At 63.9% G+C, this 15,894-nt stretch carries 10 protein-coding genes; 9 read left to right on the top strand and 1 reads right to left on the bottom strand.

Annotated features, from left to right (window positions below; translation table 11 throughout):
- Positions 1-71 precede the first annotated feature (71 nt).
- On the top strand, positions 72-1,337 hold the full coding sequence (locus VMP31_RS08330) for an Hsp70 family protein (protein ID WP_325505937.1): 1,266 nt from the start codon (positions 72-74) through the stop codon (positions 1,335-1,337).
- Positions 1,338-1,443: 106 nt separating this feature from the next.
- Here VMP31_RS08330 and VMP31_RS08325 read toward each other — a convergent pair whose 3' ends face one another.
- Positions 1,444-3,780, bottom strand: coding sequence for a YgiQ family radical SAM protein (locus tag VMP31_RS08325; protein ID WP_325505935.1), 2,337 nt, complete (start codon positions 3,778-3,780; stop codon positions 1,444-1,446).
- Between the two features lie 421 nt (positions 3,781-4,201).
- On the opposite strand from VMP31_RS08325, the gene VMP31_RS08320 reads away from it, so the two are divergent.
- The 8 genes from VMP31_RS08320 (at position 4,202) to VMP31_RS08285 (ending at position 15,894) form a co-directional block, all read left to right on the top strand.
- On the top strand, positions 4,202-5,026 hold the full coding sequence (locus VMP31_RS08320) for a hypothetical protein (RefSeq protein ID WP_325505933.1): 825 nt from the start codon (positions 4,202-4,204) through the stop codon (positions 5,024-5,026).
- Positions 5,023-6,654 carry a GH3 family domain-containing protein gene (locus tag VMP31_RS08315; protein WP_325505931.1) on the top strand — a complete coding sequence of 544 codons (1,632 nt, stop codon included), beginning with the start codon at positions 5,023-5,025 and terminating at the stop codon, positions 6,652-6,654. Before VMP31_RS08320 ends, VMP31_RS08315 begins: the two co-directional genes overlap by 4 nt.
- A complete protein-coding gene (locus VMP31_RS08310) occupies positions 6,654-7,760 on the top strand; it encodes a hypothetical protein (protein WP_325505929.1) in 1,107 nt (368 codons plus the stop codon). Before VMP31_RS08315 ends, VMP31_RS08310 begins: the two co-directional genes overlap by 1 nt.
- Positions 7,738-8,868, top strand: coding sequence for an HlyD family secretion protein (locus VMP31_RS08305; protein WP_325505927.1), 1,131 nt, complete (start codon positions 7,738-7,740; stop codon positions 8,866-8,868). The genes VMP31_RS08310 and VMP31_RS08305 overlap by 23 nt, the downstream gene beginning before the upstream one ends.
- Entirely contained in the window at positions 8,861-10,405 is a 1,545-nt protein-coding gene (locus VMP31_RS08300; protein ID WP_325505925.1) for a DHA2 family efflux MFS transporter permease subunit, read from the top strand. Before VMP31_RS08305 ends, VMP31_RS08300 begins: the two co-directional genes overlap by 8 nt.
- A 232-nt stretch (positions 10,406-10,637) precedes the next feature.
- Positions 10,638-11,774: a catalase family protein gene (locus VMP31_RS08295; protein WP_325505923.1), complete on the top strand. Its 1,137-nt coding sequence runs from the start codon at positions 10,638-10,640 to the stop codon at positions 11,772-11,774.
- A 221-nt stretch (positions 11,775-11,995) separates the two neighbouring features.
- Positions 11,996-13,870, top strand: a complete 1,875-nt coding sequence (locus VMP31_RS08290) for a diguanylate cyclase (protein ID WP_325505921.1) — start codon at positions 11,996-11,998, stop codon at positions 13,868-13,870.
- A gap of 119 nt (positions 13,871-13,989) precedes the next feature.
- Positions 13,990-15,894 (top strand): diguanylate cyclase domain-containing protein, encoded by a 1,905-nt coding sequence (locus VMP31_RS08285; protein WP_325505919.1) that lies wholly within the window; start codon positions 13,990-13,992, stop codon positions 15,892-15,894.

The raw sequence follows: 15,894 nt of genomic DNA, 5'->3' as shown, positions 1-15,894 counted from the left end.
GCGCTCAGCAGTCCTCCCATCTGGGCTTGCGGGCAAAACTCCCGGTCATTTTTTCAGGAACAGCGCGCCGCATGACTCTCTCCACTCCCGCCCGCGCCTGCGGCATCGACTTCGGCACCTCCAACTCCACCGTCGGCTGGATCCGACCCGACGCCGAAACCCTGATCGAACTGGAAGACGGCAAGATCACCCTGCCCTCGGTGGTGTTCTTCAATCTCGAAGAGCGTCGCCCGGTGTATGGCCGCCTGGCCCTGCAGGAATACCTGGAAGGCTACGAAGGCCGCCTGATGCGTTCGCTGAAAAGCCTCCTCGGTTCCAAGCTGCTGAAAAGCGAAACCACCGTGCTGGGCAGCTCCCTGCCGTTCAAGGACCTGCTCGGTTTCTTTATCGGCGAACTGAAAACCCGCGCAGAAAACACCGCCGGCCGGCCGTTTGAGGAAGTGGTGCTGGGGCGCCCCGTGTTCTTCGTCGATGATGACCCGGTGGCCGATCGGGAAGCACAGAACACCCTGGTGGCCGTGGCGCACAAGCTCGGCTTCAAGGACGTGTCGTTCCAGTTCGAGCCGATTGCCGCGGCCTTCGACTATGAGTCTGGCATCAGCCGCGAAGAGCTAGTGCTGATCGTCGATATCGGCGGCGGTACCTCGGACTTTTCCCTGGTGCGCCTGGCCCCGGAACGCCGCGCCATCGCCGACCGGCACAGCGACATCCTCGCCACCGGCGGCGTGCATATCGGCGGCACCGACTTCGACAAGCAGCTGTCCCTGGCCGGGGTGATGCCGCTGTTCGGCTACGGCAGCCGGATGAAAAGCGACGCACCCATGCCCACCAGCACCCACCTCAATCTGGCCACCTGGCACACCATCAACGCGGTCTACTCCGCGCAGTCGCAGCGCCAGCTGCAGAGCATGCGCTACGACATCGTCGACCCCACCGGCATCGACCGCCTGTTCCAGCTGATCGAACGGCGCGACGGCCACTGGCTGGCCATGCAGGTGGAAGAAAGCAAGATCGCCCTGACCGAGCAGGATGCGCGCCCCATCGACCTTAGCCGCCTGGAAGACGGCCTGGTCGCCGAGCTGACCCGTGAGCTGTTTGAAGGGGCCATCGAGCCGCTGCTGGAGCGTGTGCGCGCCAGCGTCACCCAGCTGCTAAGCGATGCTGGCGTGAGTGTGGCGCAGGTCGATACGGTGTTCTTTACCGGCGGTTCCAGCGGCATTCCGGCCTTGCGCCAGAGCGTCGCGGCAATGCTACCCAACGCCCGCCATGTGGAAGGCAACACCTTCGGCAGCATCGGCAGCGGCTTGGCCATCGAAGCGCAGAAGCGTTACGGCTAAGGCCGTAGGATGGGTTGAGCGAAGCGATACCCATCAAAACCCGAAGACCGACCGATGGGTTACGCCGCTGCGCGGCTAACCCATCCTACGAGAATGCCAAGCTGGATCAGCGCGGCGCGACGGGCTTCTTCGGCGGCTTCTTGCCTTTGCCCTTGGCGGCATCCGAGCGCTCTTTGGCGGCTTGCTGGTTACGCACCTGAGCCGCTGCCTTGGCCTGTTCGCGCTTGTCCCAGGGGTTGCCGCCCGCCGCACCAGTGTCGCGCGGCGGCAGGCCGGTGTGCTGGGTCAACAGCGGCCGGGTTTTGTCGCCCGTGCCGCGAGCTGCAGCAGCCCCGCCGACCTTCTTGCTGCCAGCCGGAGTGGAGTTCTTGCGGCGTGCGCTCTGGTAGCTGTCGGTGGCCGGCTGGTGCAGCGGGATCAGCTGGTTCTTGCCCGGCCCGATCAGATCGCTGCGGCCCATGCGCTCCAGCGCCTCGCGCAGCATCGGCCAGCCTTTCGGGTCGTGATAACGCAAGAAGGCCTTGTGCAGCCGGCGCTGCTCTTCGCTCTTGACGATGGTCACGCCGTCGCTCTTGTAGGTGACCTTGCGCAGCGGGTTCTTGCCCGAGTGGTACATGGCGGTGGCGGTGGCCATCGGCGAGGGGTAGAAGGCCTGCACCTGATCGGCGCGGAAGCCATTGCCCTTGAGCCACAGGGCCAAGTTCATCATGTCTTCGTCGGTGGTGCCCGGGTGCGCGGCGATAAAGTAGGGGATCAGGTACTGCTCTTTGCCCGCTTCTTTCGAGTACTTCTCGAACATGCGCTTGAACTTGTCGTAGCTGCCAATGCCCGGCTTCATCATCTGATTGAGCGGGCCTTCCTCGGTGTGCTCCGGGGCGATCTTCAGGTAGCCACCGACGTGGTGGGTGACCAGTTCCTTGACGTACTCCGGCGACTCGACAGCGAGGTCGTAACGCAGCCCCGAGGCAATCAGGATCTTCTTCACCCCCGGCAGGGCGCGAGCCGAGCGGTACAGCTGAATCAGCGCCGAGTGATCGGTATTGAGGTTCTCGCAGATACCGGGGAACACGCAGGACGGCTTGCGGCAGGCGGACTCGATTTCCGGGGTCTTGCAGGCGATGCGGTACATATTCGCGGTCGGCCCGCCGAGGTCGGAAATCACTCCAGTGAAGCCCGGCACCTTGTCGCGGATCTCTTCGATCTCGCGGATGATCGACTCTTCGGAACGGTTCTGAATAATCCGCCCCTCATGTTCCGTAATGGAGCAGAAGGTGCAGCCGCCGAAGCAGCCGCGCATGATATTCACCGAGAAACGGATCATCTCGTAGGCCGGGATTTTCTCCTTGCCATAGGCCGGGTGCGGCACCCGCGCGTAGGGCATGCCGAACACGTAATCCATCTCTTCGGTGGTCATGGGGATGGGCGGCGGGTTGAACCACACATCCACCTCGCCATGCTTCTGCACCAGGGCGCGGGCGTTGCCCGGATTGGTCTCCAGGTGCAGCACGCGGTTGGCGTGGGCGTAGAGCACCGAGTCGGCGCGCACCTTCTCGAACGAGGGCAGGCGAATTACCGTCTTGTCGCGCTCCAGGCGCGGGTGCGGCAGCAGCTGCACCACCTTGGCCTCGTTGGGATCTTCCACCGGGCCGCCCTTCTCCTGCTCGATGGCGCAGGCCTGGGTGTCCTGGGTATTGACGTAGGGGTTGATGATCTTGTCGATCTTGCCCGGACGGTCGATACGGCTGGAGTCGATTTCCAGCCAGCCCACGGGGGTGTCGCGGCGGATAAAGGCGGTGCCGCGCACGTCGGTGATGTCTTCGATCTTGTGGCCGTAGGACAGGCGCTGAGCCACTTCGACGATGGCGCGCTCGGCGTTGCCGTAGAGCAGGATATCGGCGCAGGCGTCGATCAGAATCGAATGACGGACCTTGTCCTGCCAGTAGTCGTAATGGGCGATACGGCGCAGCGAGGCCTCGATGCCGCCGAGGACGATCGGCACATGCTTGTAGGCTTCCTTGCAGCGCTGGCTATACACCAGGCTGGCGCGGTCCGGACGCTTGCCGGCCAGGCCGCCGGGGGTATAGGCGTCGTCGGAGCGGATCTTCTTGTCGGCGGTGTAGCGGTTGATCATCGAGTCCATATTGCCGGCGGCGACGCCGAAGAACAGGTTGGGCTCGCCGAGCCTCATAAAGTCGTCTTTGCTGGTCCAGTCCGGCTGGGCAATGATGCCCACGCGAAAACCCTGGGACTCGAGCAAGCGGCCAATAATCGCCATGCCAAACGACGGATGGTCAACGTAGGCATCGCCGGTGACGATGATGATGTCGCAACTGTCCCAGCCAAGCTGATCCATCTCTTCCCGGCTCATCGGCAGGAAAGGTGCCGGCCCGAAGCACTCGGCCCAGTATTTTGGATAATCGAATAACGGCTTGACTGCTTGCATGGGAATGACCGGCGCTGGCTACAGGAACGAAAAATCGCGGGCGCGGAATATAGCACAATTTTTAACCAAACCCGACCCCTCCGCTCGGGCTTTTACCTCCCCTCATCCCTTACTCACCCACCTGCACCCCTATCCAAAAGTTGGCGTGCACGGCCAGGCATCGCAGCTATTGGGTCGTTTGGCAGCACACCGCCCAAGGCGGGAAACAACACAGCGCACAAGTTCCCCGCCGCCGAACTTTGGATCAATGGTCCCGCCCTGCCGCCAATTGAACACTCTCCACCGTGCACATTTCGACAAGACCGGTGCCCCCCCGACGACTCGTGTTTGGCGACCCGTCGCGGTATGCAGGCCCCCCAGCAATTTGCGGCGGCACCTGCCCTAGACAATAAGAACAACGAGACCATTGAGGGCATCTTTCATGCTTGAACCTGCGGAAAAACTGAGCAGCCGCTATGTACCCTTGCAGCGTTTGACGCCTGCTGATACCCAGCAGATGTACGCCATCCTCGCGCAGTACTACCAGAACACCACGCAGCAGACCTTCCTCGACGACCTGTCACGCAAGAGCGGCGTAATTCTCGCGCGTACCCGCAAGAGCAAACGCATCGTCGGCTTCTCGACCCTTACTGACTTCGACATCACTGTCGACGGCAAACGCGCCAGGGGCCTGTTCAGCGGCGACACCATAGTCGAGCCGGCCTACTGGGGCGTTCGCTGCCTGCACGTGGCGTTCTACCTGCAACTGATGCGCGTACGTATGCGCCATCCACTGACGCCGCTCTACTGGCTGTTGATTTCCAAGGGCTACAAGACCTATCTGCTGCTGACCCGCAATTTCTATGCGTACTACCCCGACCGCAACACGCCCAACAGCCCTCTGCAGCAGGTCGTTTCGGCCTACAGCCAGCAGCTCTTCCCCAAGGCCTTCGACCCGCAACGCATGCTCCTGGACTTCGGCGAAGGCGCGCAGCATCTGAAGGAAGAAGTCGCCGGCATTACCCCCGAGATGTGCGCAGAGGACGCCGATATCGCCTATTTCGAGCAGTGCAACCCGTCCTGGCGGCGTGGCACCGAACTGCCCTGCGCTGGTGAAGTGTCCTATTCCGCCCTGCTGCGCTATTGCTCCCGCCTGAGCCTGAAGCTGTTGCGCCGCAACCTGAATTGGCGAGCGGCCGCGACTGCCCCGCAGAATCAGGCACAGGCCAACACCACAAGGGACGGCTCGACCGAGCTGAGCCGATGACCGCAGCGATTGCCAGCCGTGGCGGCCACCGCCTGCTCAAGGCATTTATGCACAGTGGGCTGCAGCGTTTCGAACGTCAGGCCCACGACCTCGAAGCCGTGCAACGCCGCCTGCTGCGCGACTGGAGCCAACGCTTCGTACGCTCCCCGCGTGGCCGCAACAGCGGCATCCGCCCCGAAGACAGCTGGGAGCAGGTGACCGCACGCCTGCCCAGCAGTCACTACAGCGACTACCAGGACGACCTCGAACGGCAACGCCGAGAGAACAGCCAACACCTGATCGACAGCCCGGTCAGCCGCTACCAACCGACCAGCGGCTCGACCTCGGCGATCAAGTGGATTCCCTACACCCGAACCTTTCTCGCCGAACTCGACCGGGCGATCAGCCCCTGGATCGGCGACCTCTATCGGCAATATCCGCAGATCGCCCAAGGCAGCCACTACTGGTCGCTGTCATGGATTCCCAGCGCACTACGCGACACCAGCAGCGCCGACCTCAACGACGATATGCAATTGATGTCGCTGGGCAAACGCCTGATCGCCGGCCTGACCCAGACCGCGCCGCCGGGCATCGCCCTGGCCGGCAGCGCCGACGACTCGCTATTCGCCACGCTGGCCTTCCTCGCCGCGGATGCACGGCTGAGCGTGATGTCGATCTGGAGCCCGACCTTCGGCCTCGGCCTGCTGGAGCAACTGGGCCACTGCCGCGAAGAGCTGGCCGAGGTGCTCAGCCGTGGCCATTGGGGCCAACGTAGCGCCGCCATGGCCGCGCTGCGTTGCCCGCGCTCAACGGCCGCAGCCCAGCGTCTGCGTGCCTGGAATGGCGCAGTCGACCCGGCATTCTTCGCCGAACTCTGGCCGCAACTGGCGCTGGTCAGCGCCTGGGACACCGTCGCCGCCGCGCCCTGGGCCCAACGCCTGCAACAGCTACTGCCGCAGGCACGCTTTCAAGGCAAGGGCCTGTGGGCCACCGAAGGGGTGGTCACCGTGCCGTTTCGCGGCCGCTACCCACTGGCCTACCGCAGCCATGTCTACGAATTCGAAGACCTCGACAGCGGCAGGATTCTGCCGCCCTGGGCCCTGCGTCAGGGCCAGCAGGTGATGCCGCTGCTGACCACCGGCAGCGGCTTCGCCCGCTACCGGATGAACGATGTCCTCGAGGTCAGCAGCCACTGGCGCACGCTGCCCTGCTTCCGCTTTCTCGGGCGCAACGATGGCGTCGACCTGGTCGGCGAGAAGATCAGCGCAACCCTGGCGCAAACCGTGCTCGACCGCCTCGACTATGCCGGCCGCCTGCCGATCACCCTGCTGGCCCTGGACGACAGTAGCGGCGGCCGCCCCGGCTATGTGTTGCTGCTCGAAAGCAGCGCCGAGCAGAGCTTGCCCGCCCTGCAGAGCCTGGCCCAGCAGCTGGAAACCGGTTTGCTCGACAACTTCCACTACCGCCTGGCCCGTGACCTCGGCCAGCTCGCCCCCGCGCGTTGTATCGCCCAGCCGCAGATGCGCCAGCTGTACCTGGAGCAGGCACGGGCGCGCGGCATGCTGGAGGGCAATATCAAGCTCGAAGCCCTGCGCCACTGGCCCGGCGAACTGCCCGCCAGCCTGCGCCACCTGTTGCAGGTGAGCTGATGCCGGACACTCACGAGATCCTGGTACGCCCGGCCCGCCCCGAGGACAACCCGGCGCTGCTCGACCTGCTGCGGCGCACGCCGCAGATGGGCAGCGTTACCCTGACCTTCGAACGCGAGACGGATTTTTTCAGCGGCGCGCGGGTGGCCTGCGAAGTGCCGCGGGTACTGGTCGCCGAGCGGCGCGAGCACCCAGGCCGGTTGCTCGGCATGGTGGATATCGGCCAACGCCAGCAGTACCTCGACGGCCAGCCATGCACGGTCAGCTACCTGCATGACCTGCGCATCGCCGCCGAAGGACGCGGCGGCCGCGTGCTGGCCGCACTGTTTCGCGCCATCGCCACGGCCATGCAGGCACCCGGCAGCTGGATGGAGGCCGTGATTCTCGAAGACAACCTGGTGCCCCTGGGTATCGTCGGCCGCGGCCGCACGGGCCTGCCCAATTTCTATCCGAACGGGCGCATCACCACCAGCCTGCTGCCCGGCCGCCAGTCCCGCAGCCGAGCCGACAGCGGCCTGCAGATCCGCGCCGCGACCGCCGCGGATGCGCAGCAGTTGCAACAGCTGTGGCAGCAGGCTGGTAGCCGTCAGGGCTTCCCCGTCTATCAGGTCCGCGACCTGCTGGAGGGCAGCCCGTACTACCAGGGGCTGCGCATCGAGGACTACTGGCTGGCCTGTATCGGCCAGCGTGCGGTCGGCGTGGTCGGGGTATGGGACCAGAAGGCCTTCAAGCAGACCCGCGTGGCCCGCTACAGCCCCTGGCTGGCCGCCCTGCGCAGACCCTACAACCTCTACAGCCAGTTGTTCGGCGGCTTGCACCTGCCCGCCGTCGGCAACACCTTCAGCTACCTGAGCCTGCACGGGTTGAGCGTGCTGAACGACGATCCGCTGATTTTCCAGGCGCTGCTCGAGCATGTTCTGGCCCACCAGGTACAGCCCCAACAAAGCCTGGTGTGCGGCTTCTTCGACGACGACCCACTGGCGCAAGTCGTACGCCCTTACCGGCGCCAGACCCTGCACAGCTGTCACTTCCTGCTCAGCTACGACCACGATCCGCGCCCGGCACAGGCGCGCGGCCCGCGCCATGTCGAAATCGCCCGCCTGTGAGACTCGCCCGACCATGACCCACGCCGAACCTGCCCGCCCCCTCGCAACCACACCGGTCGACCTGGACCCAGGCTACGCCATGGATGCCAAGACCCTGCGCCGCCTGTCCCTCTTCGCCGCCGTGCTGCTCTGCATCGCCCTGGCTTTCGGGGCCTACTGGATGCTCCACGCGCGCTTTCTTGAAAGCACCGACAACGCCTATGTGCGCGCCGATATCGTGGTGGTCTCCAGCCAGCTTGCCGCGCGCATCACCCGCGTGCAGGTGGAGGACAACCAATGGGTCGAGGCCGGCGACACCCTGGCCAGCCTGGATGACGCCGACTTCGTCTATCAGGAGCAGCGCATCCAGACCCAGATCGACGACCTGCAGGTTCAGCTGCACAGCCTGACCAATCAGCACGCGCAGCAGCAGGCACGGATCGAGGCGCAGGCCGCCGAGGTCCAGGCCAGCAGTGCCGAACTCGGCCGCCAGCAGGGCAACCTCGAACGCATCCGCACCCTGCGCCGGGGTGGCTTTGCCTCGGAGCAGCAGTTCTCCAGCCTCGGTGCCAATGTCGCGGTGGCCCGCGCCAGCGTCGACAAGGCCAAGGCCGGGCTAAAGGGCCACCGCCTGGAACTCAGCCAGCTGGATAACCGCCGCCAGCAACTGCAGAACCAGCTTGACGGTGCCCGCAACGACCTGGCCCAGGCACGCCTGAACCTGGCCCGCACGCAAATAGTCGCGCCGATAGCCGGACGCGTCGGCAACCGCTCGCTGCGCGAAGGGCAGTACGTGCGCCCGGGTGAGGCGCTGCTCGCCCTGGTGCCGCGCAGCGTCTGGGTGCAGGCCAACTTCAAGGAAACCCAGGTCGCGCGCATGCATCCGCAGCAAAAGGTCGAGCTGCGCTTCGATGCCCTCCCCGAGTTGCGCCTGCAAGGCACCCTCGACAGCCTGTATCCCGCCACTGGTGCCGAATTCAGCCTACTGCCGCCGGACAACGCCACCGGCAACTTCACCAAGGTGATCCAGCGCGTGCCGGTGAAAATCCGCCTGCCGGAGAACATTCCCGAACTGGAGCGCATTCGCCCCGGCATGTCGGTAGTGGCGACGGTGGACAGCCGTGACTGAGCAGCCGATAGCGCAACGTGAACCCAGCCTGCGCGACTGGATAGCGGTCCTCAGTGCGATGCTCGGGGCCTTTATGGCGGTCATCGACATCCTTATCACCAACGCCTCGCTCAAGGAGATCCAGGCTGCCCTCGGGGCCACCCTCAGCGAAGGCTCGTGGATCTCCACCTCTTACTTGGTCGCGGAGATCATCGTCATCCCGCTGACCGTCTGGCTGGTCGACCTACTTGGCGCGCGCCGCCTGACTGTCTGGCTGACGATCGGTTTTATCGGCTCCTCGCTGCTCTGCTCGATGGCCTGGTCGCTGCACAGCATGATCACCTTTCGCGCCCTGCAAGGGCTGTGCGGTGGGGCCTTTATTCCGCTGGCCTTCAGCATGGTGCTGACGCGTCTGCCGCCCCATCGCCGCCCCATCGGCATGGCACTGTTCGCCGTCACCGCCACCTTCGCCCCGGCCATCGGCCCGTCCATCGGCGGCTGGCTGACGGAACACCTGGGCTGGCAATACCTGTTCTACATCAACCTGCCGCCGGGCCTGCTGATGCTCTGCGGGCTGCTCTACGGCCTGGAGAAACGCGCCATCGACTGGCGGCAGATACGCCGCGCCGACTACGCAGGGATCTGCAGCATGGCCATCGGCCTGGGCTGCTTGCAGGTGTTTCTCGAGGAGGGTTACCGCAACGACTGGTTCAGCTCGCGGATGATCGTGGTGTTGGCGCTGATCGCCTTCGTCAGCCTAGGCTGTTTTGTCATCATCCAGCTGTCTCGCCAGCATCCGCTGCTCAACCTGCGTATTCTCAAGAACCGCAACTTCGCCCTCAGCTGCATCGCCGCCGTGGGCCTGGGCATCGGCCTGTATGGCTCGATCTACGCGCTGCCGCTCTATCTGTCGCAGATCCAGCACTACAGCCCGCTGCAGATCGGCGAGCTGATCATGTGGATGGGCCTGCCGCAATTGGCGCTGATCCCCTTCGTACCGCTGCTGATGCGGGTTATCGACCCACGCCTGTTGTGCGCCATTGGTTTTATGCTGTTCGGCTATGCCAGCTTTATCAGCGGCTCGCTCAACCCCGACCTGTCGGGGCCACAGCTGCTGCATATCCAGCTGATCCGCGCTATTGGCCAGCCGCTGATCCTGATCACCTCGTCGCTGATCGCCACCAGCTACATCGAACACAAGGATGCCGGGGCCGCCTCGGCGCTGTTCAATATCCTGCGCAATCTCAGCGGCGCGATCTTTATCGCCCTGCTGATGACCATGCTGCAGAACGACACCAGCCGTAATTACCATTACCTCAGTGAGTCGGTCAGCAACCTCAACCCCGAGGCCCTGGCCCGGCTCGAGTGGCTCACGGAGAAGCTCGGCAGCAGCCAGCGCGCCCTCGCCGTGCTCAGCCAGGAAACCCGCGAACAGGCCTCGATCCTTGCCTACAACGAGGCCTTCCATATCATGGGCTGCGCGCTGGTAATCAGCGTGCTGGCGATGCTGTTCACCCGCCGCCTGCCGCCCGGCCTGAAACCTGGAGAGGTGCACTGAAGCAAAGCGCCAGGCATCAGCCGCGAAGAGCAAGCGCTGGTCGTCAAGATCCGCGGCACGACCTCATCCATTAGCCCTACCCGGCCCAAGCTCATCACCAGAAAAGGCCGGGCCGCAGGTGACACTGCGAGCCCCACCTCGATTATCCTGCTACTGCGTCTGGCCGTAGGGGCTGAAACGCAGTGCAAATTCAACAGCGCCTCTCCTCGGAAGGACATAAAAGGACTCATATATGCTCACCCGTGCCTGGCTCTGCTTAGGCCGCCTGCTCGGCAAACTCCTGGTACTCCTGCTGATCGTCGGCCTGGCCGGCTGGGGCCTCAGCAGCGCCTACTACGCCTGGAAATTCTCCGGTCCAGTGTCCATCGATGAACAGATTCCACTGGGAGAGGCTGACCTTACCCAAGGCATCATCGAAGACGCCATCCGCATCGCCGACCAACACCGGGACAACACCCGTGTCCTGCGCGATGCCCACGCCAAGGCCCACGGCTGCGTAAGGGCCGAACTCAGCGTCCTGCCAACCCTCGCCCCTGAACTACGTCACGGTGTACTAAGTGAACCGGGCAAGACGTGGCAAGCCTGGATGCGCCTTTCCAACGGCAATGCGCTCCAGCAGTTCGACAACGTCGGCGACGCCCGCGGTATGGCGATCAAGCTGCTCGACGTGCCCGGCGACAAGCTCCTGACCAGCGACCAGGGTGCCACCGACCAGGACTTCGTGATGATCAACCATCCGGTGTTCTTCGTTCGCGATGTCGCCGAGTTCAAACAGTTCTTCGCTGCCAAGGCCAGCGGTAAAAGAGTCCTGGCCTTCTTCCCCAGTTGGGACCCGCGCACCTGGGAACTGCGCCACCTGATCATCGCCCTGCAAACCCTGGCCCCGGCACCGGCAAGCCCGGTGGCTACCACCTACAACTCCATCACTCCGTTCAAGCTCGGCCCGCACAACATAAAATACCGCGTCATTCCCGCCCCGCAGGACTGCCCGAGCTACCAACTGCCCAAACAGAACCAAGACCTGCCCAACTTCCTGCGCAGCGCCCTCCACCAACAACTGGCCCTCGACCGGATGCCAGCCTGTTTCGCCCTGCAAGTACAGCGGCAGAATCCCCAGCACTACATGCCCATTGAAGACACCAGCGTGCAATGGGACGAGTCCATAGCCCCGTTCGAAACGGTGGCAACCATCAAGGTGCCAGGGCAGGACTTCGATAGCACCGAACAGAACCTGTTCTGTGACAACCTTTCGTTCAACACTTGGCATTCACTGCCAGCGCATCGCCCGATTGGCGGAATCAACAGGCTGCGTAAGGAAGTGTATGAGGCGGTGAGTGTTTTTCGGCATCAACGCAATAGCGCCAATTGAACCTGAGACATACCCCTGAGCGCTCGCCTGGAACCGACGCGTGAATAAACTGAGCATAACTGGCAGGCGTTCGGGCAGCACTGCTCACGCCTTCCCCTGGACCTAGGTAGCAATGTGCCAGAGGCTCTCTGTTCATAAGCGCAATTGTGCTTATACTTCGTCAACTATCTGCCCTCGAATGCAGGATATGTGCGGTGCAGCGCTTAATCTCTACGATCATCATGTTCCTGAGCCTTGTCGGCTCGGCCAGCGCCGCACCACTACTGCTGTCCGCCACCAGTAGCGGTACGTCATTGAACGACCAGATCGAGCTACTGGAAGATGTCGGTTCGCAGCTAACCATTGCCGATATGGCCGACCCAGCCGTACAGAGCCGCTTCAACCCCGCCAATGGCCGCGCCAGCGTCGGTCAAAGCCGCAACCCCTGGTGGATCAAGGTCACCCTACAACGCACGACCGATGCCCCCAGCCAGTGGTGGCTGGAAGTGAGCTCGGTAACCCTGCTCGACCTGCGTCTTTATCTACCCAACGAGAACGGTGACTGGCAGGCGCGTGAATCAGGCGAACTCGTTGCACACCAAGAAGGTCGCGACCATGACTTCCGCCACATGCTGTTCAAGCTGCCGCCCCTGAATCAAGAGCCACTGACCTTCTACCTGCGCAGCTATGACCCTGCCGGCAATTCATTCCCGATGCGCGCCTGGCAGCTGGACCACCTGACCCAGGCCGCCGCAGAAGAGAATCTCGCCCTGGGCGTGGTTTACGGCATCATCGCCGCGCTGCTTCTGTACAACCTGTTTATCTTCATCAGCCTGCGTGACTCAGCTTATTTCTGGTATGTACTGACCACCGCCGGTGCCTTGCTGATGATCCTCAGCATGAGCGGCCATGGCTTCCAGTACCTCTGGCCAGGCAGCCCAGTGCCCTTCTGGCTGGATCGTATTACCTTGCCGTCGCTATGGGGCTTCTGCGCCTGCCGGTTTACCCAGTCCCTGCTGCAAACCCGCAGCCATGTGCGCTGGGCCCATCACCTGCTGAGTTTTGCCTGTGCCTGCTATGTACTGGCAGTCAGCCTGGAGGCATTAGGACAACGCCATATCGCCGCCTGGCTCATTGCCTTGCTGTCGCTGACCAGCATCCCCGCGGCGCTGGGCTCAGCACTGATTCGCTGGCGTCAGGGCTACTTCCCGGCACTACTCTATCTCTGCGGCTACGGCCTGGTTCTTGGCAGTATCAGCCTGGCATTGATGCGCGCCACCGGCCTGGTGCAACCCGCCACCTGGAATTCCTATGTGTTCCCACTTTCGGTCGCCGCCGAATCAATCCTGTTCTCCTTCGCCCTGGCTTATCGCATTCAGACACTCAAACAGGAAAGAGCCAAAGCACAAGAGCAGGCCGACCGGGAGAAAACCGCACGCCTGGCGCAGATGCAGGGCAGCGCCGACGACCTGCAAAACGCCGTAAAACTGCGCACGGCCGAATTGGCCCAAGCCAACCTGAAACTCTGCGAGCGCGAGCGCGAGTTGCAGCACGCCGCCTTTCACGACCCGCTGACCGAGCTGCCCAACCGCCGCTACCTGGTCGAGCGCTGCGAAGCTGCCTTGGCCGAGGCCAAACGCCACAACCAGGCGGTGGCCCTGCTGCTGATCGACCTCGATCACTTCAAGCCGATCAACGACAGACACGGCCACGATGCCGGCGACCAGATGCTCCAGACCATCGCCCAGCGCCTGCGCGAGCATGTACGCGCAGGCGACGCCGTGGCGCGCCTGGGCGGCGATGAATTCGCCGTGCTGATCTGCGGCGCGGATGCCGAAGAGCATGCCCGTGATATCGCCAGCCGGCTGCTCGCCGAGCTGGCGCAACCGGTCAGCTACCGTGCCGAACGCCTCACCGTGACCATCAGCATTGGGGCGGCGCTCTATCCGCAACATGCCCACAACTTCACCTGCCTGTACAAGGCCGCGGACGAGATGCTCTACAAGGTCAAGGCCCGCGGCCGCTCCGGCTCGGCCGTATGCGGCGAAGATGGTGAACTGAGCAGCAGCGCCCGCCTGCAGGTGGACGTGCTGAATGTGCCCAGCGGTCTGGGCTGATTGCACAAAGGCAGTGGCCGCTGACAGCGTCCCGGTGATCGCCAAAGCAAGGACTGTGAACGAGTGCCCGGCTGCGCCTATACTCGCGCCAAACGCCACTCGACATCGGGAAGTCCGCAGTGCAGCGCCTAACCTTAGCCATCCTCCTGTTTCTGAGCCTATTTGGCACCCTGGCCTGTGCCAGCCCGGTACTGCTGAGCGCGCCGAGCAGCGGCAGCGTGCTCAATGGCCAGATCGAACTGCTGGAAGATATCGGCGGCCAGCTGAGCATTGCCGATATGGCCGACCCCGCCGTGCAAGGCCGCTTTCAAGCGGCCGCCGGGCGTACCAGCGTTGGCCAGAGCAGCAACCCCTGGTGGATCAAGCTCAGCCTGCAACGCGCCAGTGACGCCCCCGCGCAGTGGTGGCTGGAAGTCGGCGCGGTGACCCTGCTCGACCTGCAAGTCTTTCTGCCCGACGCCCAAGGCGGCTGGCAAACACGCCAGGCCGGTGAACGCGTCGGCTTTGCCGAAGGCCGCGACCACGACTACCGCCGCGCGGTATTCAGCCTGCCGCCGCTAGGCGAGCAACCACAGACCTTCTACCTGCGCACCTACGACCCGGCCGGCAACTCCTTCCCGCTGCGGATCTGGCAGCTGCACGACCTCGAACAACTGGCCAAGCGAGAACACCTGATCCTCGGCCTGATCTACGGGGTGATCCTCGCCCTGCTGCTGTACAACCTGTTTATCCTGCTGGCCCTGCGTGACCGCGCCTACCTCTGGTATGTGCTGACCATGGCCGCCTCACTGGTGTTTATCGCCAGCATGAGCGGCCACGGCTTCCAGTACCTCTGGCCCAATGGCCCGGTGCCCGCCTGGTTGGACCGCATCACCCTGCCCATTCTGGTCAGCCTCGGCATCCTGCGTTTTGCTCAGGAGCTGCTGTCCACCCGCGCCACCCTGCGCATTGCTCACACCATCCTCAACGGCTGTATCGCGGTCTACCTGCTGGCCCTGGCGGTCAACCTGGCCGGCTATCGCAGTGAAACGGGGTTGCTGATCGGGCTGATCCCGATTATTACCGTACCCACCCTGCTGCTCAGCGCCGCCATCCGCTGGAAGCAGGGCTTTACCCCGGCGCTGTTCTACCTGCTGGGCTACGGCAGCGTGCTATTGAGCTTTGTGATTCTGGTGCTGCGCGCCGCCGGCGTGGTGCAGCCGGGGGAATCCACGGCCTATCTGTTTCCACTTGCCGTCGCGGCCGAAGCGATCCTGTTCTCCTTCGCCCTGGCCTATCGCATCCAGATGCTCAAACAGGAAAAGGCCGAGGCCGTCCTCCAGGCCGACCGCGAAAAAACCGCACGCCTGGCCCTGGCCCAGGCCAGTGCCGCCGACCTGCAACGTTCGGTAGAGCTGCGCACCGCCGAGCTGGCCGCCACCAATGAACGCCTGCGCCAACGCGAACAAGAGCTGCAGCATGCCGCCTTCCACGACCCGCTGACCGAGCTGCCCAACCGCCGCTGTCTGGTCGAGCGCTGTGAAGCCGCCCTGGCCAACGCCAAGCGCCATAATCAGACAGTCGCCCTGCTGCTGATCGACCTCGACCACTTCAAGCCCATCAACGACAGGTATGGCCACGACGCCGGTGACCAGATGCTTCAAGCCATCGCCCAGCGCCTGCGCGACCATGTGCGCGCAGGCGACGCCGTAGCACGCCTGGGCGGCGATGAATTCGCCGTGCTGATCTGCGGCGCGGATGCCGAGGAACATGCCCGCGATATCGCCCGCAGGCTGATTGCCGAACTGGCCAAACCGGTCAGCTACGGAGCCGAACGCCTGACCGTGACCATCAGCATCGGCGTGGCGCTCTATCCGCAGCATGCCCACACCTTCACCAGCCTGTACAAGGCCGCCGACGAGATGCTCTACAAGGTCAAGGCCCGCGGCCGCTCAGGCTCGGCGGTCTGCGGCGAAGGCGGCGAACTGAGCAGCAGCGCACGCCTGCACCTGGATGTGCTGAATGTCCCCAGCGGCCTGAGCTAG

This window comes from Pseudomonas sp. (genome assembly GCF_035512415.1).
Lineage (GTDB): Bacteria > Pseudomonadota > Gammaproteobacteria > Pseudomonadales > Pseudomonadaceae > Aquipseudomonas.
This window is presented reverse-complemented; position numbering and strand designations above follow the sequence as displayed.